The following is a 26,594-nucleotide window of genomic DNA, read 5'->3' on the forward strand; positions in this document are numbered from 1 at the left end:
CGTGCTGCGCCCCCCTGGCTGGTCACCCCCGGCTCATTGACTCAGCGCCGCGCCGGACCGGCAACCCCGGTTCCGCCCGGCCGGCTCCCGGCCATCTGCCCGAACGGGCGACGGGGAGCCATCGCCGCCCGCCGGGCGGACGCACCACGGCCGTGGCCCGCAGCCCGGGCGCGGGGGTCTCCTGCCCCGCGCGGGCTCCGGTCCGCACCGGGCGGGGCGTTGCCCCCTCCGGAGCAACGCCCCGCACCGGCGTCCGAGGCGTTCGGGTGCACCCTCCCGGAGTACGGCCGGGCCGGGGCCGCGGTGTCGGCACGCTAGGCGCGCCGGGCCGCCCGCGAGCCGCCGGCTCCGAGGGGCGGAGCCGCCGGGGCCGGCCCGAGCGTGGTCGTCCCGGGGGCGGCGCGGTGTCCGAGGCCGGTCCGGTAGACGTCCAGCGCCGCCTCGACCCGGCCGGTCCGGCGCAGCAGGTCGCCCAGCAGCCGGCAGAGGTCGGCCAGGTCGCCGGCGGCTCCGGCGCGCTCCAGCAGCGACAGGGCGTTGACGTAGTGCTCCTCGGCGGCCTCGGCGTCGCCGCGGTCCTCCGCGATCAGCCCGAGCAGGCGGTGCGCCCCGGCGGCGTGGACGGCGCCGCGCTCCGGACCGATCCGGCCGAGCAGGCTGCCGAGCAGTTCACCGGCCTCGTCCGTACGGCCCCGGCGGCGCAGCACGTCCGCCAGTTCGACCTCGACCTGGTCGGTGAACAGGGCCGCCTGCCGGGAGGCCAGCATGGCCCGGGCGGTGCGCAGTTCGCTCTCCGCCCGCTCCAGCTCGCCGGCCTGCGCGTGGACGTATCCGCGCATCCAGTGGCACTTGGCGAGGTCTGCGCTGAGCCGCAGCCCCTGGTAGAGCTCCTGGGCCTTGGCGAGCGAGACGTCGGCCTCGGCGGTGCGGCCCTCGGCGATCAGGGTCCGGGCGACGCTGCGGTGCATCCCGGCGACCAGCGCGGGGTCGGTGGCGCCGGGCGCCAGGGCGAGGGCCAGTTCGGCGGCCTGGGCGGCGCGGGCGTGCGCGCCCATGTCCATGTAGGGCCCGATGGCGGCCGAGTAGAGCAGCAGCAGGGCGTCCGGGTCGTGCAGTCCGCTCTCGTTGAGCCGGTCGATCGCGGTTTCCAGCAGGTAGCAGGCGTAACGGAGTTCACCCGCCAGCAGGTGCGCCACGGCCCGCCCGCGGACGGCGGCCGCACGGCGGGGCAGCGGCTCGCCGGCCTGCAGCCGCTCGGCCTCCTCGAAGTGTTCGCGGGCCAGGTCGAGCCGGCCGCTCTCCAGGGCGCACTCGCCGAGGCCGAGCAGGGCCGCGGGCTGGACGGCCGTCAGGCCGTGCCGGCGGGCCCGGTCCAGGCAGTCGGCGAAGCGTCCGGCCGCGTCGGCGGTGTCCCCGGCCGCCAGGACGCCGTGCGCCTCGGTCAGGGCGAGCCGCAGTTCGGTGGCCAGGTGGGCGGGGCGGCCGGTGGCGAGTTCGTCGTAGGTGACGCCGAGCCGTTCGGCGAGGTGCCGCAGGGCCGGCTCGGAGGGTTTGACCCGGCCCGCCTCCAGGGTGGAGACGTAGGCGGCGGTGTACGCGGGTTCGGCCAGTTTCCGCTGGGTGAGGCCCCGTTCGCGGCGGAGCCGGAGGACCCGGGCCCCGATGGCGGCCGCGTCCCGCCGGTCGGCCGGTGACTCCTCGTCCACCGCGGCCGCGGCCGTTCCGGCACCGTCCGTCCCGGTCCGCTGGGTCATCGCCGCCTCCTTCGTCGTTCGCTCGCATTCTTCCCCGCACCGTTGCCCGACGCGTAGGGGTGCCCTACATTAACCCCGCGCTTAAGTCTGATTAAGCGTCAAGTTAACATCAGCCAGGAGGTTGCTCCAGTGCGCAGAGCCCCTTTCACCGCCATGGCCCTGGCCGGCCTCACCGCCCTGGCGGTCCTCGGTCCGGCCGGTGCGCCGGGCGCCGCGGCCGCCCCCGCCGGGGCGGGCCCGTCCGCCGCCGTCGCCCACGCCCCGTCAACAACCGGGCCCATCCACCAGGTCGAGGTCTTCGGCGAGGACGGCAGCATCGGCCGGACCCAGGTCCGGACCGCCTCCCCCGTCGCGTCCGGCCGCCCGGGCAGCCTGACGCAGGGCCTCGGCGCACCGGAGGGGGCGGCCTCGGACGACGGCACCGTGACCCCGATCGTGCAGAACGGCGGCACCGACGCCAAGCTCGACGTGGTCGTCGTCGGCGACGGCTACACCGCCGCCGAGCAGGGCCGGTTCCGTGCCGACGCGGCCGCGAAGTGGCAGGAGATCACCGCGGTGGAGCCGTACGCGACGTACCGCGCGCTGTTCAACGTGTGGGCCGTGGACGCCGTCTCCGCCGAGTCGGGCGTCTCGGGCGACCCGGACCCGGCCACCGTGCGGAGCACCGCCCTAGGCTCCTGGTTCTGGTGCGAGGGGGTGGAGCGCCTGCTCTGCGTGGACACCGGCGCCGTCGAGCGGTACGCGGCCAGGGCCCCGCAGGCGGACCTCGTCATCGTGGTCGCCAACAGCGCCAAGTACGGCGGCGCGGGCTACAACGACGTGGTGTCGCCGCTCGGGTACTCGGGCATAGCCACGGTGGCCGGCGGGAACGCCAAGTCCGGCCAGATCGCGGTGCACGAGACCGGCCACTCGCTCGGCAAGCTCGCGGACGAGTACTCCTACGAGGACGGCGGCGCCTACCAGGGCGACGAACCGCCGGAGGCCAACCTCACCGAACTGACGGCGTCCCAGCTGCGGCGCACCCACAGCAAGTGGTACCGCTGGCTCGGCCGCACCTCGCCGGACGGCGGCACCGTCGGCACCTACGAGGGCGGCGGCTACCACCCGCTCGGGCTCTACCGGCCGACCGACAACTCGATCATGCGGTCGCTGGGCCGGGAGTTCAACCTGCCCGGCCGCGAGGCCATGATCGGCGGCTTCTACCGGTACGCCTCGGTGCTGGCCAGCACCACCCCCGTCGGCTCCCTCCTCGGCCGGACCGACCCGGTCACGGTCGGCCTGGCGACCCCCGCCACCCGGGTGCGCTGGTTCGTCGACGGCCGGGAGCTCCCGGCCCTGAGCGGCCGGACCACCGTCCGCCCGGCCGACCTCGGCCTCACCGGGCCCAAGGGCCTGCGGCACCGCCTCACCGCGGTGGCGACCGACCCGACCCCGGACGTCCTCGATCCGGAGCTGCGCGACTCGCTGACCGACTCGCTGTCCTGGCAGGTCACCCGCTGAACCGTCGGGCCCGACGCCCACCGGGGCGTCGGGCCCCGCTCGCGGCGGTCCGGACGACCGGCGGGAACGGACGACGGGAGGGGCGGGACAGGCGGCGGGAACGGACAGGGACCGTACGGACGGGCGGCGGTCCGGACGACGGGCGGGGGCGGACGACCAGCGGGAACGGACGACGGGAGGGGAACGCGCCCGAAGACGGCACCTTCCGGACCGGCCGCCCCCGGCGGGCGGAGAATGGACCGGCCGGCCGTCGCACCGCAGGCCACCGCCCCCTCCCCCGGCCGGCCCCGGAGGAAGCCTTGCGCATCACCGACGCCCGCACCGGCCGCGGCACCGAGATCCGCCCCCGCCGCGCCGGACTGCTCCGGGTCCGCACCCTGGCCGGCCGGCCCGGCCGGCCGTTCGACCTCTCCGACCTGCGCGCCCTGCTGGTCACCGACCTGCTGCTGCGCACGGCCGAGATCCGCCACCTCCAGGTCACCACCTCCCTCGGCCACCCGGCGAGCACGCCGCAGCAGGTCAAACTGCTCCAACGGGACGCGGGCCTGCTGGGCATCCATCCGCCGGCCGACGAGGACGCCGGCCCGGCCGACCTGGAGGTGCGGGCCCACCGGGCGGGGCCGGCCGGGCGGCCGGCCACCGCGGAGCAGGCGCCGGGCGCGGACGGGCCGCCGCCGTGCATCGAGGTCGGACCGGTGACGGCGCCCTTCCTTCCGGACGAGGCCGGGCTGCCGAGCCCGCTGGCCGCCCTGTCACCGGCCGGGCCCGAACCGCTCGCCGTCCGCCTCGCCCTGCTCGGCACGCCCCACCACGCGCCCGCCGACCTCACCGCCGAGTCGCTCGCCGAGGCGCAGGCCACCCTGCACCGCTGGCGCCGGGTGGTCGCCGAGGCGGCCCGGACGGTCTCCAGGCCGCCGTTCGCGGACGCCGTGGGGCTCGCCTTCGACGGCTTCGCGGACGACCTGGACCCAGCACCGGCCCTGCGACTGCTGGACGAACTGAGCACCCGTCCGGAACTCCCGACGGGCGCCGTGTTCGAGACCTTCGTCCGGGTGGACCAGGTGCTCGCCCTGGAGCTGAGCCGCGACGTCGGCTGGTCACCCCGGTAACGGCGGGCGCCGACCCTGCGCGGCGGGCCGTCGCAGGAGGCGACCGCCCGGCGGGCCGTCGCAGACACGACCGTCCGTCGGGGCAGCCGTCCTGCGGGGCAGCCGTCCGGTGAAGCGTCCGTAGGAGTGAGAACAGGTCGCGCCGTGACGTGATGTGGTCAAGCCACCACCTAGCGTGACAGCATGAATGTACATCGCTCTCTCGGCGCCGCGGGCGGGCCGGGCATCTTCGAGATGCCCCGGCGCAGCAGGTTCGCAGCGCTCTTCGTGCTGGCTCTGGCCCTGCTCACGTTCATCGCGGCGATCACACCCGCCGCGGCCGCGCGCCGGGCGGGCGGCACCGTGACCGTGTTCTTCGACAACAAGAGCGACCGCGACGTGACGGCCGCCAGCGCCAACCAGCCCGACGGCTGCGTGATCCCCTTCGTACCGTCCACCATCCCGGCCGGCTCCTCGGCGAGCTGGACGGTCGCGCCGTGCGACTCCACGTACGGCGCCCGGGCCACCGTCAACCTCTTCGTCCAGGGCGAGGGCAACGCGACGCTCCAGGTGGGCTGGGACCTCCCGCTCACCGGCCAGAACACCTTCACCGAGTCGGCGCCCACCGGCTACGTGATCAGCCACACCGGCGGCACCGACCCGGAGACCCCGGTCCGGTTCGCCTTCGACTGCAACTCCAAGACCTGTGACGGCATCCCCGACGCGTGGAAGCTCAACGGCGTCACCCTCAACCCGGGTGACGGGAGCCCCGCGAAGTTCATCGACCTGAAGAAGATGGGTGCCGACGTCAACAAGCCCGACGTCTTCATCCAGCTGGACTGGATGGCCGACACCGCCCACAGCCACGCGATCGCCCCCGCCGCGATCAAGCAGGTCGTGGACGCGTTCAAGAACTCGCCGTACAGCAAGCGCCAGACCGGCACCGGCATCAACCTGCACATCGACGCCGGGCCCGACAGCATCATGGACTTCGCCACCAACACCACCTGGGGCACCCTCAGCCAGGCGAAGAAGCTCACCGAGACGGCCAACCTGGGCACCAAGGTCGACGGCATGTACCAGTGGGACGCCTTCACCGCGCTGAAGAACGCCGTGGGCGGGTTCCGCAGCACCGCGCGGGCGCCGATCTTCCACTACGCGATCTCGGCGCACAAGCTGGAGGTCGGCACCAACTCCAGCGGCATCTCCGCCGGCACTCCCGGCAGCGACTTCATCGTCAGCCTGGGCGGCTTCACCAACCAGGTCGGCACGGTCAGCGAGCAGGCCGGCACGCTGATGCACGAGCTGGGGCACAACCTCGGCCTGCGGCACAGCGGCGACTCCGACCTGCCCAACCACGAGCCGCAGTACTTCAGCGTGATGAACTACACCTACCAGTTCGGCCTGGCCAGCGGGACCACCACCGGCCTGGTCGACTACTCCCGCCAGAACCTCTCGCTGAACGAGACCACCCTGTTCGAGAACACCTACCCGCCGACCACACCGCGCTACGACGTCAGCCACTACTGCCCCGGCGTGGACGGGACGGTCGGCAAGTTCGTGACGGTGCCGTCCACCAGGACCTCGGTCGACTGGGACTGCAACGGCCGGATCGCCACCGAGTCGGTCAGCGTCGACGTCAACGGCGACACCCAGAAGACCTCACTGGCCGGTCACGACGACTGGAGCGCCCTGCAGTTGCGCGGCGGCTCGGTCGGCCACCAGGGCGCGACCGGCGGCGTCTCGGCGCCGACCCTGGACAACGAGGCCACCCCGGAGGACGAGGCGATGGACCTCCCGGTGGACAGCACTCCCCCGGTGACCACCGCCACCACCCGGCCGGTACAGGTCCACCACAAGGGCGGTGACCACCGGGACGAGGCCGTCGTCACGCTCACCGCCACGGACGACATCTCCGGTGTCGCCCTGACCGAGTACAACCTCGACGGCGCCGGCTGGACGACGTACACCGGGCCGGTCACGGTCAGCGGCCAGGGCCGGCACGAGCTGCTCTTCCGCTCGGTCGACCGCGCGCAGAACCAGGAGGCGGACCAGCTGCTCGTCCTGCCGATCGACTGCGACCCCGAGTGGAAGCAGGAGCCGCCCGCCGCGAGCTGACCCAGCGCCACCCGCGCGCCCGGCCCCGCCCCTCCGACCGCTCACGCCCCACCTGTCCACCCGCCCCCGGGCCGATCCGTCAGCCCGGGGGCCCGCTCGTTCCGGGGGCCGCCCGTACCGGGGGCCCGCTCGTTCCGGGTGCTACTCGTACCGCGGCCCGCTCGGCGGGCCCGCGAACCCGCCCGACCTACCCGGCCGCCTTCGCGAGTTCGGTCAGCAGGTCCGGGCCGCTCCACCGCCGTGCCGTGCCGGGGGCGGCCCGCTCCGCCTCCCGGACCAGTTCCACCAGTCGGGCGTTGGCCGGGGCCGCCAGGCCGGACTGCCCGGCCAGGCTGACGATCTCGCCCTGGAGGCTGCCGATCTCGGTGGTGCGACCGCGCTGCAGGTCCTCCCACATCGAGGAGCGGGCCTGCCCGTCGATCCGTAGCGAGGCCCCGGCCAGTCGGCGGAACAGCGCGTCGGGCAGGCCCAGTACGGCCGGTGTCCAGCCCGGGGGCACCGGTCCCAGCCGGGCCGGGCGGAGGCCGGCCGCCCGGAAGGCCGCGAGCGCCTCGCGCTGGCACCGGGCGAGGCAGGCCCGGTAGGCGCGGCCGCCGAGCTGTTCGCGCAGCGGCAGGCCGGAGAGTGCGTTCACCGCGTTGTTGAGGTTCATCAGCAGCTTCGCCGCCTGCACCGCCGGCATGTCCCGGCGCAGCGCCAGCCGGAGCCCGGCCGCCGAGGCCGCCGCCGCCAGCGCGTCACCGTCCGAACCGCCGCCGGTGGCCGGGCCGCCCGCGTCCAGCATCACCTGTCCGCCGCTGCCCTGGTGGAAGGCGGCCGGGCCGGTGCGCACCACGTTGTACGGGACCATGCCTGCCAGCACCCGGTGACCGGGGAGTCCGGCGCGCAGCACCCGGGGGTTGTGCAGGCCGTTCTGGAAGCTGGCCACCACCGTGCCCGGGGTCAGGTGCCCGGCGAGGTCACGGGCGGCGGCGGCCGTGTCGTCGCTCTTGACCGTCACCAGCACCCAGTCGGCGCCGGCGGCCGGCGCCGCGTCGGTGGCGAGGGCCAGGCCGTGGACCTCGCGACGGGCCCCGGCGGGGCCGGTCAGGGTCAGCCCCAGCCGCCCGATCTCCTCCGTCGCGGCCGGCCGGCCGATCAGCGTGACGTCGGCGACCTCGGCGAGCATGCCGCCGAGGTGGCAGCCGATGCTGCCGGCGCCGAACACGGCGATCCGCAGGCGCGGCGGGGCGGGGGCGGTCTCGGTGGGCACGGGCGGGTTCCTCCGGACGGGGGCGGGGGCAGGGGGCGCGAGAGGCGCGAGAGGTACGCGGTGGGTCCGGCGCGGCGAGCGGGCCGGGGCGTGCCGGCGGCGGCGCGGGCCGGGGCGAGGCCGGCGGCGGCCCGGCCTCAGTCGAAGAGGTCCGGGTCGGAGGCGGTGATCTGGTCCCAGAGCGGCCGGGCCTGGAACCAGCCCGCGAGGTGCGAGCCGATCTGCGCCCGGGTGGTCAACGCGGTCTCCCGGTCGATCAGCCGGGGCGTGCCGGCGGCCATCGCGAGCAGCTGGGCCTGGCAGGACCGCTCCATGGTGATGAACCACCAGACGGCCTCCGCCACCGAATGGCCGACGGTGAGCAGGCCGTGGTTCTGCAGGACGACGGCCTTGTGCCCGCCGAGGGCGGCGGCGATCCGCTTGCCCTCCTCGACCTCGTTGACCACGCCCCGGTAGTCGCTGTAGAGGCCGTGGTCCTCGAAGAAGGCGCAGGCGTCCTGGGTGATCGGGTCGAGCGGGATGCCGAGGCTGGAGAACGCCTTCCCGTACAGCGAGTGGGAGTGCGCGGCGGCGATGGCGTCCGGGCGGGCGGCGTGCACCTCGGAGTGGATGACGAAGGCGGCGCGGTTCACCGGACGGCTGCCGTGCAGGAGGGTGCCCTCGTGGTCGACCAGGACCAGGTCGGAGGCCTTGATCTGCTGGAAGCTCATCCCGAAGGGGTTCACCCAGAACGACTGCGGGTTCTCCGGGTCGCGCACGGTGATGTGCCCGGCGACCCCTTCGGAGAACCCGAACCGGCCGAACAGCCGGAATCCGGCAGCGAGTTGTTCCTTGCGGTACTGGCGTTCCGCCGCCACCGAGTCGAAGACCGGCGGCATCGGCAGGGTGACGCCCTCCGGTACCGGTCCCACGACGGCGGCCAGGGCGGACGGCAGCGAGGTGCTCATGACAGCTCCAGGAGTCAGCGGCGGTGCGGACAGCACGAAAGATACAGTGCTGTATCGGATACGCCAATGCATCCGACTCACCCGTCCGGGCGGTATCGTGACGGGCGGACGCCGTCGCACCGCACCGCTCCGCGCGGCGCCCAGCCGGATCGCACCGCCGGATCGCACTGCCGGATCGCACCGCACCGCCGGGAGAGGGAGCCCATGCCCAGGGGAGTGACCAAGCGCCGCCCGCGCACCCGCGCCGCCCTGCTGGCGGCCGCACTGGAGGTCTTCGCCGAACACGGCTTCCACGCGGCCCCGATCGAGCAGATCTGCGAACGGGCCGGCTTCACCCGGGGCGCGTTCTACTCGAACTTCAGCAGCAAGGAGGAGCTCTTCCTCGCACTGTTCGACGAGCACAGCGAACGGGTCGTCGCCCGGATCACCACCCTGGTCGACTCGATCAGCACCGAGAACCTCACGCTCCAGGGCCTGGTGGAGGTCCTCGCCGACATCGAACCCGCCGAGCGCGACTGGTACCTCGTCACCACCGAGTTCACCCTGTACGCCATCCGCGACCCGCAGGCCGGCTGGGCCCTCGCCCAACACGACGCCCGCCTGCGCGCGGAGATCGCCCGCTGCCTCACCGAGCACCTGGCGCGGGCCGGCCGCACCCTCACCGTGGACGCCGACGAACTCGCCCGGCTGCTGATCGCGATCCGCGAGGGCGGGCTGGCGCAGAGCTACGTCGAGCCGGAGCAGCTCCCACCCGGCCAGCTCGAACGCCGCTTCCTCGTCCCCCTGTTGACCGCCCTCACCCGCGAACGGACGGGCCGGCCCGAGCCGGTCTGACGGCTGCCGTCCGGTCGTGCGGTCGTCCGGTCGTCCGGTCGTCCGCGGAGCCGGACGGGGGCGGCCGGGCCATCAAAGCGGCCGGGCCCCCGAAATCCCGTTGCCGACGGGAGTGTGCGCCGACGATCCTCCTGTCATGGACCTTCCGCAGCAGGTGATCGAACTGGACGACCTGACCCTGCGCCGCTTCGACGGCGCGGCAGACCTCCCGGAGCTCTTCCGGGTGATCGAGGAGGCGCTGGAGCACCTGCGCCCGTGGATGCCCTGGATCGCCGAGCACAGCCGGGACAGGACGGCCGAGTTCCTGGCGCGCCGCGCGGAGCGCTGGGCGAGCGGCGAGGACCACACCTACGCGATCGTGCTGGACGGCGCGATCGTCGGCGCCTGCGGGCTGTTCCGGCGCGGCGACACCCCGGCGAACGGCCGTGAGATCGGCTACTGGCTGCACCCCGCCGCCACCGGCCGCGGGGTGGCCACCCGGGCCACCCGCGCCCTGGTCGAACAGGCCTTCCGGCTCCCCGGCGTCGACTACGTCGAGGTCGTCCACGACGTGGCGAACCACGCCAGCGGCGCCGTCCCGGCCAGGCTCGGCTTCACCGAACACCTCCGGCGCCCCGCCGAGCGGCTCGCCCCGGCCGACACCGGCGTGGACCGGATCTGGCGGATCACCCGCGAGCAGGCGAAGGCCCGGGCAGCCACCGAGGCCGGCTGACGGCCCGGGAGCGGAGCCGCATGAAGACCGGTCGGTCCATCACGTCCCGCCCGGTCGAATATGACGATCGGTCGGTCCATTCCTGTCCGCGGCCACAGAATATGACGACCGGTCGGTCTGTTCACGTAGGAGCCAGCCGAATATGACGACCGATCGGTCCATTCGTCCCTGAGCCGACCGAATATGACGACCGGTCGGTCCGCGCCCCGGCGACCCGCCCCCGGACGGGTCAGCGGCGTTCGCGCAGCCAGCGAGCGAAGGCCTCCAGCCCGTCCTGCGGGTCGGCGCGGCCCACGCCGATGCGGAAGCGGTCCGTGGGCGTGGGGGTGAGTTCGGACCGGTAGATGCCGGAAGGCAGCAGCAGCACGCCGGCCTCCTCCACCAGGCGGGCGCAGAACTCCTCGACGCCGTCCTCGCCGAGGTAGCGCGGGTAGGCCACACAGCCGCCGTCCGGGGCACGCCACTCGAACAGGTCGGCGAACTCGGCGAAGAAGGCGTCGAAGAGCGGCAGGTTGGCGGCGACCAGGGCCCGGTTGCGGGCCAGGATCGTCCCGCTCGCCTTCAGCGCGATCCGGGCCAGCACCTCGCTCGGGGCGGAGTTGCAGATCGTCGTGTAATGCTTGGCGCGCTCCAGGCGGGAGCGCAACTCGCGGTCGCGGCAGGTGATCCAGCCGATCCGCAGGCCCGGGAGCCCGAGCGACTTCGAGGTCACGTTCAGCGAGAGGGCACGCTCCGAGAGGTCCGCCGCGTTCGGCAGGGTGCGGGCCGGGTCGCGCTCCAGGCCGCGGTAGACCTCGTCGCTGAACAGGTGGATACCGCGTTCGTCGCACAGCCGGACCAGCGCGCCGAACTCGTCGGCGCCGAGGAGCTTCCCGGTCGGGTTGTTGGGGAAGTTGACGGAGACCACCCGGGTGTTCGGCCGGATGGCCGCGCGGACCTGGTCCAGGTCCAGCGCCCAGTCCCGCGCCGGGTCGAGGGCCACGCCGGTGACCTCGCACAGCGCCATCGGCACCGTCTCGGCCGCCTGGTAGTTGGGGGTCAGCACCACCGCGTGGTCGCCGGGGCCGAGCAGCACGTTCATCGCGAGGTAGAGGGCCTCCTCCGCACCCGCGAAGCAGATCACGTCGTCGGCCCCGGCGTTCCGGTAGCCGGCCGCGATCGCCTCGCGCAGGCCCGGGTCGCCGAAGGTCTCGGTGTAGCCGAGGGACAGGTTCTCGAAGGCCTCGCGGTCCTCGTCGTCGGCCAGCGCGAGCAGTCCGGACAACGTCATCGTCTGCGCGTCGGAGGCGGTGAGGTGGTGGCGGGCGGTGAACTCCCAGCGGGAGAAGTAGGTTTCCAGGCGGAAGTCCGGCAGTCGGGTCACGGGCTGGTCCTTCGGTCGCGATGTTCGGCGAGCAGGGCGTAGACGGTCGAGCGGGAGACCTTCAGGGCCGCGGCGACCACCGGCGTCGCGCGGCGCACCGCGAACACGCCGGCCTCGTCGAGCCGTCCGACCACGGCGAGGCGGTCCTCCCGCCCGAACCGCTCGACCCGCCGCCCGGACTCCCGTACGTAGCTGCCCACGGTGTGCTGGACGCGGTCCACCCAGTCCTGTTCGAACAGCGGCTCCGGCCGCTGGACGGTGGGGGCCGCGAAGCCCGCCAGGACGGCGGCCGCCTCCTCCAGCGGCGTGCGGTCGAGGTTGATGCAGAGCACCGCCGAGGGCTCGCCCCCGGGATCGCGCAGGACCGCGCTGACCGAGGACAGCCGCCGCCCGTCCGCCAGCACCTTGAGGTAGGGCCCGTAGACGTCCTGCTTCGCCTGATCGAGCGCGTCCAGCTCGCCCAGCAGGGACGGATCACCGTGCTGCCGGGCGGTCATCGGGTTCCAGATGCCGAGCACCCGGTCGGTCCGCGGGTCGTGCAGGACCACCTCCGCGTACGGTCCGAGCAGCAGGACGACGGCCTGGCACACCGGGGCCCACATCCGGACGCGCGGATCCTGTCCCACCTCTGCATCTGCCATGTTCGGACTGTACGTCCAGATCGGACGAACTGTCCAGGCGTACGGTGGCCGGCGCCCGCGAGCGGGTCGGGCGCCCCCGGCCGTGGCGCGGGCCGGTGCCCCGGCCCCGGCGCGGCCGGGTGCCCGAATGCGGGGGGCAGGTGCCCGAACGCGGGGGCGGGGTGCCGACCGCCGGGGGCGCCGGTCCGCGGCGCTCAGCCGAAGCGGCCGTTGACGTAGTCGGAGGTGCGCTGGTCCACCGGGGTGCTGAACATCGCCTCGGTCGGGCCGTGCTCGACGATCGCGCCCGGGGTGCCCTGCTCGGCCAGGAAGAACGCGCACTGGTCGGAGACCCGCTGGGCCTGCTGCATGTTGTGGGTGACGATCACGATCGTCACCTCGTGGACCAGCTCGCGAACGGTCTGCTCGATCCGGCGGGTGGAGGTCGGGTCGAGGGCCGAGCACGGCTCGTCCATCAGCAGGATCTTCGGGCGGACGGCGAGCGACCGGGCGATGCAGAGCCGCTGCTGCTGGCCGCCGGAGAGCGCGCCGCCGGGCTGGCGCAGCCGGTCCTGGACCTCGCGCCACAGGCCCGCCTTGGTCAGGCACTCCTCGACCAGCTGGTCCTTCTCCGGGCGGCTCGCCCGGACCCCGGTGAGCTTGAGGCCCGCCACCACGTTGTCGTAGATGCTCATCGCGGGGAACGGGTTGGGCTTCTGGAAGACCATGCCGATGTCCCGGCGGGCGGCGGTGAGGCGGCGTTCCGGGGCGTAGATGTCGGCGCCGTCCAGCAGCACCTCGCCCGCGAGGGTGGCGCCCGGGATCAGCTCGTGCATCCGGTTGAGGATCCGCAGGAAGGTCGACTTGCCGCAGCCGGACGGGCCGATCAGTGCGGTGACCTGCCCGGCGGGCATCAGCAGCGAAACCTGCTCCAGGACCTTGCGGTCGCCGAACCAGGCCGATACGGCCCGGGCGTCGAGGGTGCCCGCGGTGCCGGCCGGGCGGGCCAGGACGGTGGGCGGGACGGCCGTGGTGTCGAGGCTGGTCACGGGACGGCCCCTTTCGTGGTGGTGACGGTTGACCGGCGGACGGGCAAAACGGGCCGGGCGGACGGTGCGGACGGTGCGGGCGGTGCGGGCGGTGCGGGCGGGGCGATCAGGGCCGGACGGTCGCCGCCGGACGGTCGGGGCCGGACGGTCGGGGCCGGACGGTCAGGCGGGGCGGTCAGGCGGGGCGGTCAGGCGGGGCGGTCAGACCAGGTTCGGCAGCAGGCGGGCCACCTGGTCGGCCACCGCGAGGGCGAGTGCGGTCAGCACCGGTACCCCGACGATCCAGGCCTGCCGCCGCCCCCAGCGCGACCAGGCCATCGCGAGCGCGACCGCGCCGAGCAGCAGCCCCTCCCCCCAGAGCACCAGCGGGATCCAGGCCGCGTCCTCGGTGCCCATGGCCTGCTCGGCGGCCGGCAGCGCGCCCGGGGTCAACGGGCGGGCGTTGGCCGGCACGACGTCGGTGATCAGGTCCGCGTCGACCAGCAGCACCCCGGACGGGGCGTACCTCGCGCCGCTGCCGGTGACCAGCGCGATCCGGCCGGCGCCGTCGGCGGGCACCGGCGGCACCGGGTCGCCCGCGCGCCGAAGGCCCAGCACCCGGTAGGTGTGGGTGCCCTGCCCGGTGGTGACGGTGAAGGTCTCGCCCCCGCGGAGGTTGCCCAGCACGCCGAACGGGCCGCCGAACCCGGCCTGCCGGCCGAGCAGCACGCTGGTGCCGGCCTGACCGGGCATCGGGCTGTCCCTGCGGTGGCCGGGGCCCTGCGCGAGCACTCCCCCGGTGGTGCCCTCCCGGATCACCTCGCGCAGGCCGAGCTGCGGGATCTCCAGCAGGGCGACCGGGGTCCCGAGCCGCACCGGTCTGCCGTCCTTGTCGAGCTGGCCGACCGGGGCGGTGCCCATCGCGAGGGTCTGCCGCAGCTCCGCGTAGCCGGTCTCGTGGTCGCGCAGGTGCCGGAGCCCGCCGAGCGGGCCGAGGTCGAGCAGCAGGCCGAGCAGCAGGGCCGCCACGATGGCCAGCCCGGCGCCGAGCGCCTGCGGACCGTCCGGACGGAGGCGGGCCCGGGTGGGCGGCGCGGCCGCCGGCGGCCGGGCCGACGGGGCCGCGGCCGGCGCCGGGGGGAGTTCGGTGACGGTCATTCGGCGGCCTCCGGGGCCGGGCGGCGGCGCCACCGGCGGGCGTACGGCAGGGCGGCCCGGCCGAGCAGCAGCGCTCCGGCGCCGACGGCCAGCAGCGAGAACCACGGGGTTCCGGACGGGCGGGGCGCGGCCGCCACCGCCGCCGGGGCGGGCGGGGAAGCGGCCGGAGGGGCCGGTTCGGCCGCCGCCGCGGCGTCGTGGATCAGACCCTCGGGGGCCACCGTGACGGCCTGCCAGGTGGTGGGGGTGGTGAAGGTGAGAACCCCGGTGAAGTCCCGGTGCGAGATCGGGCTGACCTTGCCCCGGCAGCTGGCGGTGATGGTGTAGGCACCGGTCAGCCGACCCGTGCCGCTACGGGTGGCGACCACCCGCAGGGTGTTGCTGAGCGGCAGCACGTACCCGCCGTTGGCGGCCGTCCGGTAGACCGAGGCGGCCACCGTGCCGGTGAGCGGGGCGCCCTCGGCCGGGAAGCCCTCGCCGGTGATCCGGACGGCCAGGTAGTCGGCCGCCGGGTCGGGGCACTGGCCCGAGCTGAGCAGGTCGAGGGCGTCGTCGTCGCGGCCGGTCGCGTAGTCGAAGGCCAGCGTGCCCACCGGCTCGGCGGCGGACGCGCCGGGGGCGAACGGGAGTTGGCAGAGCACCAGCGCGGCGAGCAGCAGCGTCGTGGCGGTGACCACCGCACCGGCGCCGGACGACGGAGCCGACGACGGGCCCGACGACGGGCCGGCCCCGGACGACGGACCCGACGACGGGCCGGCCCCGGCCGCGACCGGCGCCCCGGCGGGGCCGACGGGCTGGGAGCCCACGGGCGGCTCGGCCGGGCCCACGGGCGGGAAACCGGCGGGCGGGAACCCGGCGGGCGGCAGGCCGGCGGGCGTCCCGTGGCGTCGGCTCCACCACCAGCCGCCGAGCAGCCCGAGCGGCACCAGGAGGGCCAGCAGCGCCCAGGGGATGCTGGCGAAGCGCCGCTTGTCGACGCTGCTGGAGAGCGCCGGGTCCTTGTCCCCCGCGATCGGCAGCGGGTCGACGGTGATCCCGGCGGTGGACCAGAGCGTCGGGTACGACCCGGCCACGTCCACCCGGTGGTGCACCACGTTGCCGGGCAGCAGTTCCTGGAGGTCGGCGGGCGCGTCACCGGTGGCGATGGTGCCGAGGACGTTGGCGACCCGGACGGCCTGCTTGCCGCCCAGCCGGACGTTGCCGGTGTTGCGGACCGACCAGCTGATGGTGGTGTGCCCGGTGGAGAGCGGGTTCAGGCTGGGGTGGTAGGCCGCGTGGGCGTCCTCCACCTTGAGCTCGGCCCGCAGCTCGCCGGAGACCCGGATGTTGATCCGGGCGCCGACCCGCTGGTCGACCGTCACGGCGTTGCCCTGGGCGTCCTTGCTCTCGCCGCGCAGGGAGGCGACGATCCCGGCGGGGTGGTCGCCGGGCGGGGCGTCGGCGGGGACGGCCAGGGTGAAGGGGACGATGTGGCGGCTGCGGGCCGGCAGGTCGACGGTGGCGACGGCGGTCCGCAGCCAGCTGCCGGCCTGGGTGGAGGCGGTGCCCTCGGGCAGCACGTCGTAGCCGCCGGTGTCGGTGTTGAAGGCGTCGGCGGGGTAGATCCGCAGGGTCAGCGGCTGCTCGCTGTAGTTCCAGACCGCGACGTTGTCCTTGAGGAGGGCGCCGGGGGTGACGCCGTAGCTGAAGGTGCCCCGGGTGTCCGGTCCGGTCTCGCTCGCGGGCTGGATGCCGAAGGTCTGCACGGCGGCGGGGCCGCCGGCCGCCGGTGCCGGAGCAGTCGGCGCGGGCCCGGCCGGTGCCGGGGCGGCCGATGCGGGAGCGACCGGCGCCGGAGCGGCCGGCGGGTCGTCGGCGAACGCGGGACCGCCGGCCAGCAGCAGTGCCGCCAGGGCGGGTACCAGGAGCCATCGGTGCTGCATGGTGGCGTCATCCTCGTTTGCGGGAAGGTGAGTTGGAGCACGACCGCCGGACCGTCCGGGCTCAGGCGAATGTCGCCCGGACGGTCCGGCCGCCGCATGACGGCCTGACCGGTCCCCGGTGGGGACCGGCGTCAGATCGCGGTCAGGGTGAGCACGCCCTGGTACGTCCCGGCCTGGGTGGAGGTCGGGGCGAGCAGGGTCAGGTCGGCGCCGAACTTCGCGGTGCCGAGGCCGGTCGCGACGGCCAGCGTCCGGGCGGACCGGAGGCCGAGCACACCGGCGTCGTTCGCCCCGACCGCGTTGGCCGGGCTGACCTGGCCGCCGAGGGTGACCTTGAGGCCGTCGCCCTTGGAGACCAGGTTCGGGGCCCAGCCGAGGTTCTGCGCGTTGATGGCGTTGGCGCCGGAGGCGAACTGCGCGACCTGGCCGCTGACCGACCAGCCCGGCGCACCCGCGCGGGTGTCCGTGACGGTGACGGTCTGGATCGGGCCGTTGGTGCTGAACAGGGTGCTGGTGCTGTTCAGGGCGAGCGGCGGCAGGGTGACGTTGCCGCCGGCCACGCTGATCACCAGGGCGCCGGGGGCGACCGTGGTGGTGATGGTCTCGCCGACCGGGGCCGGCGGCGTCGGGCCGCCCGGGTTCGGCGGGGTGACCACGGGGGTCACGGTGAACGCCACCGCGTCCGAGGCGGAGGCGGCGTACGCGGCCGGGTCGGCCGGGGTGAAGGCGGCCGTGAACGAGTGGTCGCCCTCCAGCAGGCCGTTGACGCTCAGCTGGGCCGCGCCCGCGACGACCGGCTTGGTGTCGAGCACGGCGCCGCCGTCCTTGAACTGCACGGTGCCCGCGACACCCGGGGTGACGGTGGCGCTGAGCTGCACCGGGGTGCCCTGGGCGGCGGAGCCGGCCGGGGAGACCGCCAGCGCGGTGCGGGTGGCCGCGGCGCCGCGCGGGCTGATGGTGTAGGCGACCGCCGGGGAGGTCGAGCCGAGGAAGCCCGCGTTCGTCGAGCTGAACACGGCGGACAGTGTGTGGGCGCCCTCGGCCAGGGCCGCGGTGGTCAGGCTCGCCCGGCCGCCGGACACCGCGACCGGGGTGCCGATCGGGGTGGCACCGTCCAGGAACTGCACGGTGCCCGAGGCGGCCGGGGTGACGTCGGCGGTCAGCGTGACGTCGCTGCCGGCCGTCGCCGAGCCGGCCGGGGTGACGCTCAGCGCGGTGCCGGTGGCCACCGCGGCGGGCGTGTTCGGGTCGGTGGAGGTGTAGCTGGTGGGGCTGGTGAACCAGACCGCGCCGACGAAGTCGCCGAAGTAGGTGGTGCCGATCTTGGCGCGGCAGCGCAGCCGGAACTCGTACTTGCCGGAGAGGGTGGAGAAGCCGTTCTTCTGCGCGAAGCTGCGCATGGTGTCGCTGAGCGGGATGGTGAGGTGGCCCTGCGCGTCGGGCGGGAAGACCGACTGCGCCTGGTTCGGCGTGACGCCGTAGCCCTCGGCCGGGAAGCCCTGGCCGAAGACCAGGGTCTGCAGGTTGGTGCCGCCCGGGCAGGAGGCGGAGCTGACCACGCTGATCAGCTCGTCGTCCGCGCCGGTCGCCGGGTTGAGGGCCAGGGTGCCGATGGCCGGGCTCTCGTCGGCGGCGTACGCGACGGAGCCGATCATGCTGATGCTGCCGGCGGCCAGCAGGGTGGCCGCGCCGAGTGCTACGGAGCGCGTCATGCGGATGCTCACGGTGTTGCTCGCTTCCAGGGTGAAAGGAGGGGCACGCAGGGGACGGAGGGCGCGGCGGGGATCAGCCGGTGGTGCGCGAGGTGTCGCCGCAGTTGGTGTTGACGCCGAAGCCGTACTGCTTGATCAGCGAGGAGCGCTGGCAGATCTGCGAGGTGCCGCCGACGAAGACGTCGCTCCACGGGGAGGTGGCGACCTTGCTGGTCGGGATGACGTTGTAGACGTCGCGGGTGGCCGGGGCGCCGGTGTTCAGCAGCACCGACGGCACGCCGTTGATGTTGCCGAGCTGGGCGGTGCCGCGGATGTCCGCGATGGTGTTGGAGCTCTGCGCGATGTACTGGGCGATCGAGAACGGCACCAGCGAGGCGGTGTCCAGCACGCGGCCGTCGTGCTCCTCGATCTTCTTGCCGCCCTTGGTGTCGCTCACGCAGGGGTACTTGTTCGCGACCACGTCGGCCTCGGTGATGCCCACCACGGAGAGCCAGAACGAGCGGGTGCCGGAGCCGGCCTGCGGGAGCAGCGGGTGGATGCCGTAGTTCGGGGCGGTGCCGACGTAGCCCGGGTCGCAGCTGTAGATGGCGTGCAGGTCCGCGGTGGTGAGGTCGAGCGGCAGCGAACTGCCGGCGCTGACGGCGTAGGTGACGCCGTCCACGGCGAACGGCACGTAGGTCAGGCCGGGGGTGGCGGCTGCCAGGTTCAGGCTGGAGGAGCGGGCGAAGTCCAGGCAGCCCTTGCCCTTGTTGAGCTCGTTCAGCAGGGCGGAGCGGCCGGCGCCGGAGCCGTTGGGGCGGGCCAGCGCCTGGCAGTCGGCCGAGTCCTTGGTGGCGATGGTGGCCGAGCCGAGCGCGTTGTAGGAGCCGAGCACCTTCTGGCCGCCGACGGTGATGTCGCCGGCGAGGGCGTTCATGACGCCCTGGGTGGTGTCCGAGCCGACGCCCGCGAGCGGGCGGTAGACCGGCGGGCCGGACGGGTCCGCCTGGGCGGAGCCGGTGCCGGCCAGCACCAGGCCGAGGCCGGCCGCGACGGTCACGCACTTGGCGAGGTGGCTCTTGGTGAGGCTCTTCATGGTGATCTTCCCTGTGTGGAGGCATCTCTCGGGCACGGCCGGAGGAGTTCCGGCCGTGTGGCGCACATGCGTCGGAGGTGGAGCCGGTGAAGCGGCCGGTCGGGTGACGCGGCGGATCGGTGGCGGTGGTCGGCCGGTGGGTCCGGCCGGTGGGTCCGGCCGCCGTTCGGAGGTTGGTCGTGGGGAACGGCCGGTGGCCGGGCGGGCCCGGGCCGGCTGTCGGGGCCGGGCCTGGCCGGGCCGGCCGTCCGTCAGGGGCGGCGCCTGCGCAGCAGCCGGGGCACCAGCAGCCCGGCGGCGCCCGCCAGCACTCCGGCGATCAGGGCGCCGAGCAGCAGGAAGCGGACGTTGCCCACCTCGGTCCTCGCCGTCCTGGCCACCGCCGCGGCGGGCGTGGCCGGCGCCAGCACGACCGGGGTGTGTTCCGGGGACGGGCCGGCCGGGGACGGGTCGGGCGCCGGGGTGGTGGCCGGGGCGCCGGTCGCGCCACCGCCGGACGGGGCCAGGGCGGCGGGCTGCCGGTCGTTCGACGGCGCGGCCTCCGTCGCGTCCGAGGCCTCCCGCACCACCGGCTGGCCGGTGACACCGGCGGCCAGCGAGCCGCTCGGCGTGGTCGGCGTCACCGTGGGCCGGGCGCTCGGCGAGGGTCCGGCGGTCGAGGTGGGCGTGGCAGTGGGTGTGGGCTTGGGCGTCGGCTCGGGCTTGCCGGCCAGGGCCTCGATGACGCCGGCGACCACGCCGGTCGCGAACCGGACGTCCTCGGGCAACGGCAGGTACCCCTCGGCGAGTTGCCCGGCCGCGACGCCCGGCGTCTGCCCGTCGCCCATCGCGTAGCGCAGCAGCGAGGCGTAGGAGGCGCCGCTCGCGGCGTCGAGGGCCGAGGGCACGGTCGCCGCGTAGGTGATCGAGGTCAGCGGGTAGCCACCGGCGACCTGGGCGGCCGGCGAAACGATGGGCAGGCCGCTGGTGGTGGGCACCAGGCCCTGGTCGAGCATCGCCAGCATCGAGGTGTTGTCCGGAGCGACGAACTCGCCCTTGCCGTTGCGCAGCCGGGCGGTGCTCAGGCCGTACCTGGCCGCCTGGGCGGTGGTGGTGAGTGCCAGCACCCCGCGCAGGCCCTGGGCCTGCGCGGCGCCCTTCTTGAGCGAGCCCGGCGTGGTGGTGGAGTCCCAGACGGACTTGGACAGGGTGTCCCCGCGCGCCGCCGAACGGGCCGCCTCCAGCATGGTGTTGGCGTACGGGTGCGAGTCGAGGTTGCACCAGGCCGGGCGGGCGGTCGGATCGTCCGGGAAGCTCTGGCAGTAGCTGTCCGGCTTGGGGTAGTTGGAGACCGGCAGGGTGATCCCGTCGCGTAGGAAGGCCGGGTTGACCGAGTCGCCCCACCCCGGGCTGACCACACCCTCCAGGAAGGCCTTGGCCTGCGGGTCGGAGTAGAGCCAGGCCCAGACCAGCGAGGCGGCGTCGCTGTCGCCGGTCGGCAGCAGCAGGTCGGGGATCCTGGACGGGAAGTACAGGTTCTTGAACTGCGGGTTCAGGTCGAGGAACTCGGGGTCGGAGGTGAGGTCGAGCGGGTTGCCGGCGGGGACGTCGGGATCGCCCGGGTTGACGGCGTACCGGTAGCTCTGGGTGAGCAGCTTGGCCACCAGCCTCGGCGTCAGGTTCATCTCCTGGATGCGCTGGCCGTCCTTCTGCCGGATCTCCGGAGGGGTGAGCGAGTAGGACTGGCTCTCGACCACGAAGGAGATGGCGAGCCCGGAGACGCCGAGCGGTGCGTAGACCGGGGTCCGGCCGGGCGTCTGGGCGTCCTTGGGAAGCGGGAAGCCGACGTAGACCAGGCCGGGGTCGCCCTGGAGGAGCCGGCCGCGGGCCAGCGAGTCGGTGGTCCTGGTGAAGCTGAAGATCCCGCCGGCCTGGCGGCAGAGCACCGGCTGCCAGCGCCAGACCGCCTCGGCGGCCATCTCGGTGCCGCTGGTGGGGCGTTCGGTGCTGCCGATCGGGCAGGACAGGCCGACCGGCTCGAAGTGCAGCGGGACGACCAGGCGTTCGGCCCAGTTGGTGGCGCTGAGCGGGGAGGACTGGAGTTTTGCGGAGTCGCCGGTCGGCGGCTGTCCGTCGACCTCGCGGTCGCCGCGCGGCACGATCACCAGCCAGCAGGCCCGGCCCTCGGTGAACGGCCCGGGCCGGTCGGCCGGGGTCTGGCCGCAGCCGAGGCCGGGGGCCTCCATCCCGGTCTGGATCTCGAAGTAGAGCTGTCCGGTGCCGTCGGCCCGGGTCGGTGCGAACGGCACCTCGTTGGTGGACTGCGAGTCGTAGTACTGGCTGCTGCCGTCGGTCTCGGCCGGGCCGCCGCCGGCCGGGCGGAACGGCGCGTAGACGTTCTGGTTCTCGCCCGCGGGACGGATCGTCTCGGCCGGATCGGTCAGTGTACGGCCGTAGTTGAGCTGCCGGCTGGGCACGTAGGCACCGCCGCGGCCGTCACCCTTGGAGGCGCCGTACTGGCACTGCTCGCGGTCCGGGCCGCCGGCCTGGTCGCCCCAGCACTGCATGACCTCCAGGTAGTTCTGGCCGAAGGACATCGGGCTCGGCGAGGTGGCGCGGCCGCCCGTCCAGGACAGCCCGATCACCTGGTTGACCAGGTGGCTGGTCTGGCTGACCGTCACCTCCAGGCCGGCGAACTCGCCGCTGCCGCGGACGACCACGGGGACGGGGTCGCCGGCGGCGGTCGGTGCCGCGCCGGCCTCCCGGGCCGCGAAGGCCGACGAGGAGGTGGCGATGAGCGGAGCCGTCCGGGCGGCCGGCTGCGCCGCTGCCCTCGGGGCGGCGGTCGCGGCGGTCGCGGCGGCCGCGGCGGCCGCGGCGGCCGGGCCGGTCGCGCCGCCGGTGGTGGACGCGGCCGGCGCACCGGAGGCCGCCGGGGGGTCGATCGGGACGGGCGCGCCGGTCATCGCGTCCACCGGGATGTCCGGGGCGCCCGAGGCCGCAACCGGGGCCCGGCCGGGCGCGGCGGCGGGGGTGCCGGACAGCGCCGCCCCGGCCGCGGTGGCCACCAGCAGGGTGAGCAGTCCGGTGGTGCGCAGCACCCGGCGCAGGCCGGTGGCCCTGGTCATGCCCGCTCCTTCGAGGCACCGGCCGCGCGGCCGGCGACCAGCGGCGGCAGGACGACGACGGCGCCGAGCAGCAGCACGGCGATCACCATCAGCGAGTACCGCAGGCCGCTGCCGGCATCGGCGGCGATGGCCGTCGAGTCGGCACTCACCTGCTGGCCGCCGGAGCCGCCCGAGCCGCCCGAGCCACCGGTGCCGCCGCCGAGCGCCGGGTCTCCCCCGCCGGCGCCGCCGCTCAGCGCCGGGTCTCCGCCGCCGGCCGCGCCGGCCGCACCGCCGGGACCGCCTGCCGCACCGCCGGCCGTCCCGCCGGCGGTGGTACCGCCCGCCGCGGCGCCGCCCGAGGCCGCGGAGCCACCGCCGGCGGCGGCCGGGCCGCTCCCGCCGCCGGAGCCCGCGCCCGCGCCCGAGCCGCTGCCGCCGGAACCGCCCGTGGCGGCGCCGGAGCCCGATCCGCCCGTCCCGGTACCGGTGTTGGTCTGGGTCGGGGTCTGTGCGGCGCCGCCGGTGCCGGTGCCGCACTGGCCGCCGGAGGCCTTCTTGTCGCAGTCCTGCGGCTTGGGCGCGCCGGCCGCGTACGGGTTGGTGCTGCCCGCCCCGAAGGTGGGGTTGCTGCACTTGGCGGCGTCGAAGGCGCGGGCCTCGCTGCCGGGCACCTTGGCGAACTGCTCGAAGGCGGACTGCACGAGCTGCCTGGTGAGCGGGGAGTAGCCGAGCTGGTCGGCCTGCTTCTGGCCCTCGCAGAGGAAGTAGTAGCCGAAGGCGGCGAGCGTGCGGCCCTTCTCGGCGGTGAAGGTGCCCACCTCGGAGGTGTGCACGGCCATGTAGCTGTAGCTGGAGAGCGGGTAGGAGTTCGGCAGGTCGTTGTCGTAGACGGCGTCGAGGTTCTGCGTGAGGTCGGCGTTGATCCGGGCCTTCTCCAGCGCCACCGAGACATTCTGGCCCTTGGGTTCGACGTAGTAGCCGGCCGGGTTGAGCATCTTCACCACCGGGAACCCGCTGTTCAGCGCGTAGGAGTACTCGACGTAGGTGATGGCGCCGACGTTGGAGTCGGTGGCGACGGCGTTCGCCACCGCGACCGAGGTGCCCAGGGCCTGCCAGGTGGAGCCGCCGAGCAGCGGGAAGAAGGAGGTCATCCCGCAGGGGGCCCGGCGCGGGGACTTCACGCAGTAGGCGTCCCAGACGGACTGCTGGCGCTTGCTCAGCCAGGTGGTGAGCTGCGCGGTGGTGCCGGAGCCGTCCGAGCGGACCACCGGGCGGACGGCGACGTCGGGCATCTTCAGGCCGGGGTTGTCGGCCGCCACCGCCGGGTCGTTCCAGCGGGTGATCTGGCCGGTGAAGATCTTCGCGATCACGCCGCCGGAGAGCCGCAGGTTGGTGACCCGCTTCCCGTTGATCTTGAGGTTGTACATGAAGGCGGTACCGCCGGCGACGATCGGCAGGTAGGCCGACGGCCACGGCGGCGGGGCGTCGAACTGGCCGCCGTCGGTGAGCCCGTAGGGGATCTCGGAGACCGCGAAGTCGGTGGCGCCGTTCTTGAACTGGTTGCGCCCGTAGCTGGAGCCCTGTGCGTCGAAGTCGATCGTCATGCCGTACTGGCGGACGTTGCTGACCCAGGAGTCGACGGCGTTGCTGCTCCAGGTGGAGCCCGCGCCGCTGATCCGCCGGTAGTCGGCCGCCGCCGCCCGCGGGGCCGGGCCGAGCAGCAGGGAGGTGCTGAACACCGCGAGCGCGGCCAGCAGGGTGACGGTACGGGTGAGCACGGGCGCCTTTCGGGCAGTGGGGACGGCGGCCATCCGCCGCAGGTCCTCGGCGGACCTCCGGGCCCGGCGCACCTGCTGACGTTTCGTCAGGTCGCCTGGGCCGCGCCCGCCGAGGGTGCGGGCGACCAGGAAGAGCAGCAGCACCAGCGCGAGCAGCAGGGCCGCCGCGCCGAACGCCCGGGTGACCTGGAGCTGGGAGGGGAACTTGACCAGGGTGAAGGCCATCAGCGGCAGGCTGGCCTGCGGGCCGTCCAGCGGGTCGAGGTTGAGGTTCTTGGTGTAGCCGGAGCAGAGCAGCACCGGCGAGGTCTCGCCGATCCCGCGCGCGGCGCCGAGGATCACCGCCGTGGCCAGGCCGGAGCGGGCGCTCGGCAGGGTGACCGTCAGGACGGTGCGCCAGCGGCTCGCGCCCAGCGCGTAGGAGGCCTCCTTGAGCGAGGCCGGGACGAGCCGCAGCACCACGTCGGCGGCCCGGATCAGGATCGGCAGCATCATCACCGACAGGGCCACGCCGGCCGCCAGTCCGGAGCGGTGCTTGTGCAGGCCGAGCACCAGCGCGTAGACGAACAGCCCGGCCAGGATGGACGGCAGCGCGGTCATCGCCTCGACCAGGGTGCGGACCAGCCGGCTGAACCGGCCCGGCACCTCGCTGAGGAAGACGGCGCAGCTGACGCCGAGCGGGATGGTGATCGCCAGCGCGATGCCGATCTGGGTCAGGGTGCCGACCAGCGCGTGCAGGGCGCCGCCCTGGCCGAGCGGCTGGGTGGGGCCGGCCTCGGAGAGGTCCTGGGTGTAGAAGTTGACGTGCCGCAGGGCGTCGAAGCCGTGCAGGAAGACGTAGCCGACGGTCCACACCAGGACGGCGAGCAGCACGACGGCGGTGCTGTGCACCACGGCGGAGGCCAGGCGGTCCCGGACGGCCAGGCCGGTCTCGTCGCGGGAGACCAGCAGCGCGTACAGGCCGAGGAAGGCGAGCCAGGTGCAGACCACGAAGCCGATGCCGCCGCTGAACGGGGCGATCCGCTGGAAGACCAGGGCGGAGAGCGCCACGGCGGCGGCCAGGCTGCCCCAGAAGGCGTAGTGGTCGGAGGCCCGGCGCCGGCCGGGCCGGCGGCGTTGCTGCGGGGCCGCCGCGGCGGGCGGCGGCACCACCACGGTGGTACGGGGTGCGGTGGTGGTCATGTGCTGGCTCCCGAGCGGCTGCGGGCGACCACGGCGGCCGCGGCGAAGTTGACCACCAGGGTCAGCAGGAAGAGCGCCAGTCCCGCGGCCATCAGGGCGGAGATGGAGAAGGGGGTGGAGTCGCCGTAGCGCAGCGCGATCATCGGGGCGACGGCGCTGCCGCCGGTCTGCAGGATGTGCGGCTGGATCTCGAAGGTCATCGAGAGGATCAGGTAGACGGTGATGGTCTCGCCGAGGGCCCGGCCCAGGCCCAGCATGGTGCCGCCGATGATGCCGCCGCGGCCGAACGGGAGCACCACCGAGCGGATCATGCCCCACCGGGTGCTGCCCAGGGCGTAGGCCCCCTCGCGTTCGCCGGCCGGGGCCTGGTCGAAGACCTCGCGCATGATCGAGCACATGATCGGCGTGATCATGAAGGCGACCACGGTGCCGGCCATCAGGCTCGACGCGGTGTAGACGAGCGGCGGGGTCAGCGGGTCGTCCACGTCGACGCCGTTGACCTTGAACAGCGGGATCCAGCCGAAGTAGGTGGACACCCAGCGGGCCACGCCGGTCAGCTGGTACTGCAGCAGGACGAAGCCCCAGACCCCGTAGACCACGCTGGGCACGGCGGCCATCAGGTCGACCATGCCGATCAGCGTCCGGCGCAGCTTCCGGGGGGCGTACTCGCTGATGTACAGGGCGCTGCCGAGGGCCAGCGGCACCGCCAGGACCACCGCGATGCCGCCGATCAGCACCGTGCCGGCCAGGACGGCCGCGATGCCGAACTGGCCGTGCCCGCCGTCCGGGTTCCAGCTCTCGGTGGTCAGGAAGGAGAGGCCGGCGACGCGCAGCGCGCGGGCGGCCCGGACGGCGAGGTAGCCGCCCACGCCGAGCATCACCAGCAGCACGAAGGCGCCGCTGCAGCGCGCCCAGAGCAGGAAGAGGCGGTCCGCCAGGCCGGGGTCGGCGGCCGGCGAGCGCCGGACGTCGGGCCGGTGCGGCAGCTGCCCGGCGCTCATCCGGCACCGCCCAGCGGGGCGCCGGGCCGGGCGGCGTCGGAGGCGGCGCGGGCACCGGCGAGGAAGCGCGCCAGGTTGTACTGGCACTCCCGCTGGCGCCGGTAGCCACGGGCCGAGGCGGCGACGGTCCGGCCGTCCAGCTCCAGCTTCCACAGCCAGAGCCCGCCGCCGCCCTGCGCGCAGAGGGTGGCCCGGCCGTCGGCCAGCCGGTGCTGGTACTGCTCGATCGCGGCCCGGCAGGCGGCTGCGTCCCGGAAGGTCTCCTCGCTCTGCCCGAGGTGCCGGTTGTTGGCCCCGAGCAGCCGCCAGACGGCGCCGCTCGCCGAACGGTCCGGACGGGACGGTCTGCTGACGATCAGGAATCTGGGATGTTTCATGCCGGGGTTCGCCCTTCCGCCGCACTACCTGGCTGGAAAGGGACGGTGTCGGCTCAGCGATACCGCTCAGGTGCAACGGGATGA

The 26,594-nt window shown here is 74.6% G+C and carries 19 protein-coding genes; 5 read left to right on the top strand and 14 right to left on the bottom strand.

Annotation, left to right across the window (positions count from 1 at the left end; all coding sequences use genetic code 11):
* Positions 1 to 314: 314 nt before the first annotated feature.
* Positions 315 to 1,754, bottom strand: a complete 1,440-nt coding sequence (locus tag IE329_RS22130; RefSeq protein ID WP_190212685.1) for a helix-turn-helix domain-containing protein — start codon at positions 1,752 to 1,754, stop codon at positions 315 to 317.
* A 129-nt stretch (positions 1,755 to 1,883) separates the two neighbouring features.
* Between IE329_RS22130 and IE329_RS22135 the strand changes: the two genes are divergently transcribed.
* From IE329_RS22135 to IE329_RS22145, 3 genes are all read left to right on the top strand, one after another.
* Positions 1,884 to 3,254, top strand: coding sequence for a M64 family metallopeptidase (locus IE329_RS22135; protein ID WP_229927654.1), 1,371 nt, complete (start codon positions 1,884 to 1,886; stop codon positions 3,252 to 3,254).
* 299 nt (positions 3,255 to 3,553) lie between these two features.
* Positions 3,554 to 4,363 carry a hypothetical protein gene (locus IE329_RS22140; protein WP_190212686.1) on the top strand — a complete coding sequence of 270 codons (810 nt, stop codon included), beginning with the start codon at positions 3,554 to 3,556 and terminating at the stop codon, positions 4,361 to 4,363.
* Positions 4,364 to 4,546: 183 nt separating this feature from the next.
* Entirely contained in the window at positions 4,547 to 6,460 is a 1,914-nt protein-coding gene (locus tag IE329_RS22145; RefSeq protein ID WP_190212687.1) for an OmpL47-type beta-barrel domain-containing protein, read from the top strand.
* A gap of 187 nt (positions 6,461 to 6,647) precedes the next feature.
* Here IE329_RS22145 and IE329_RS22150 read toward each other — a convergent pair whose 3' ends face one another.
* Both IE329_RS22150 and IE329_RS22155 read right to left on the bottom strand, forming a co-directional pair.
* On the bottom strand, positions 6,648 to 7,712 hold the full coding sequence (locus IE329_RS22150; protein ID WP_229927655.1) for a 2-dehydropantoate 2-reductase: 1,065 nt from the start codon (positions 7,710 to 7,712) through the stop codon (positions 6,648 to 6,650).
* A 137-nt stretch (positions 7,713 to 7,849) separates the two neighbouring features.
* On the bottom strand, positions 7,850 to 8,659 hold the full coding sequence (locus tag IE329_RS22155; protein ID WP_190212688.1) for a class II aldolase/adducin family protein: 810 nt from the start codon (positions 8,657 to 8,659) through the stop codon (positions 7,850 to 7,852).
* A 204-nt stretch (positions 8,660 to 8,863) separates the two neighbouring features.
* On the opposite strand from IE329_RS22155, the gene IE329_RS22160 reads away from it, so the two are divergent.
* Both IE329_RS22160 and IE329_RS22165 read left to right on the top strand, forming a co-directional pair.
* The gene (locus IE329_RS22160) at positions 8,864 to 9,493 is read left to right on the top strand and encodes a TetR/AcrR family transcriptional regulator (protein WP_190212689.1); all 630 of its coding nucleotides are present in this window, start codon (positions 8,864 to 8,866) and stop codon (positions 9,491 to 9,493) included.
* Between the two features lie 136 nt (positions 9,494 to 9,629).
* Positions 9,630 to 10,205, top strand: a complete 576-nt coding sequence (locus IE329_RS22165; protein ID WP_190212690.1) for a GNAT family N-acetyltransferase — start codon at positions 9,630 to 9,632, stop codon at positions 10,203 to 10,205.
* Between the two features lie 229 nt (positions 10,206 to 10,434).
* Here IE329_RS22165 and IE329_RS22170 read toward each other — a convergent pair whose 3' ends face one another.
* The 11 genes from IE329_RS22170 to IE329_RS22225 all read right to left on the bottom strand — a co-directional run bounded on the left by IE329_RS22170 (position 10,435) and on the right by IE329_RS22225 (position 26,510).
* A complete protein-coding gene (locus IE329_RS22170; protein WP_190212691.1) occupies positions 10,435 to 11,568 on the bottom strand; it encodes an aminotransferase class I/II-fold pyridoxal phosphate-dependent enzyme in 1,134 nt (377 codons plus the stop codon).
* Positions 11,565 to 12,209, bottom strand: coding sequence for a helix-turn-helix transcriptional regulator (locus IE329_RS22175; RefSeq protein ID WP_229927656.1), 645 nt, complete (start codon positions 12,207 to 12,209; stop codon positions 11,565 to 11,567). Before IE329_RS22175 ends, IE329_RS22170 begins: the two co-directional genes overlap by 4 nt.
* A gap of 194 nt (positions 12,210 to 12,403) precedes the next feature.
* Positions 12,404 to 13,198 (bottom strand): phosphate ABC transporter ATP-binding protein, encoded by a 795-nt coding sequence (locus IE329_RS22180; protein ID WP_229927662.1) that lies wholly within the window; start codon positions 13,196 to 13,198, stop codon positions 12,404 to 12,406.
* Between the two features lie 240 nt (positions 13,199 to 13,438).
* Complete coding sequence (locus tag IE329_RS22185) at positions 13,439 to 14,374, bottom strand: sortase domain-containing protein (RefSeq protein ID WP_190212693.1); 936 nt, start codon at positions 14,372 to 14,374, stop codon at positions 13,439 to 13,441.
* Entirely contained in the window at positions 14,371 to 16,296 is a 1,926-nt protein-coding gene (locus IE329_RS22190; protein ID WP_190212694.1) for a hypothetical protein, read from the bottom strand. Before IE329_RS22190 ends, IE329_RS22185 begins: the two co-directional genes overlap by 4 nt.
* Positions 16,297 to 16,427: 131 nt before the next feature.
* Positions 16,428 to 18,008 carry an Ig-like domain-containing protein gene (locus tag IE329_RS22195; protein ID WP_190212695.1) on the bottom strand — a complete coding sequence of 527 codons (1,581 nt, stop codon included), beginning with the start codon at positions 18,006 to 18,008 and terminating at the stop codon, positions 16,428 to 16,430.
* A 73-nt stretch (positions 18,009 to 18,081) separates the two neighbouring features.
* Positions 18,082 to 19,083: a substrate-binding domain-containing protein gene (locus IE329_RS22200; protein WP_229927657.1), complete on the bottom strand. Its 1,002-nt coding sequence runs from the start codon at positions 19,081 to 19,083 to the stop codon at positions 18,082 to 18,084.
* Between the two features lie 251 nt (positions 19,084 to 19,334).
* Entirely contained in the window at positions 19,335 to 22,190 is a 2,856-nt protein-coding gene (locus IE329_RS22205) for a hypothetical protein (protein WP_190212696.1), read from the bottom strand.
* A complete protein-coding gene (pstA, locus tag IE329_RS40800) occupies positions 22,187 to 25,132 on the bottom strand; it encodes a phosphate ABC transporter permease PstA (RefSeq protein ID WP_229927658.1) in 2,946 nt (981 codons plus the stop codon). The genes IE329_RS22205 and pstA overlap by 4 nt, the downstream gene beginning before the upstream one ends.
* Positions 25,129 to 26,133 (bottom strand): phosphate ABC transporter permease subunit PstC, encoded by a 1,005-nt coding sequence (gene pstC / locus IE329_RS22220; RefSeq protein WP_190212697.1) that lies wholly within the window; start codon positions 26,131 to 26,133, stop codon positions 25,129 to 25,131. Before pstC ends, pstA begins: the two co-directional genes overlap by 4 nt.
* Entirely contained in the window at positions 26,130 to 26,510 is a 381-nt protein-coding gene (locus tag IE329_RS22225; RefSeq protein WP_190212698.1) for a hypothetical protein, read from the bottom strand. The genes pstC and IE329_RS22225 overlap by 4 nt, the downstream gene beginning before the upstream one ends.
* Between the last annotated feature and the right edge of the window lie 84 nt (positions 26,511 to 26,594).

This window comes from Kitasatospora indigofera, assembly GCF_014655955.1.
GTDB lineage: Bacteria > Actinomycetota > Actinomycetes > Streptomycetales > Streptomycetaceae > Kitasatospora > Kitasatospora indigofera.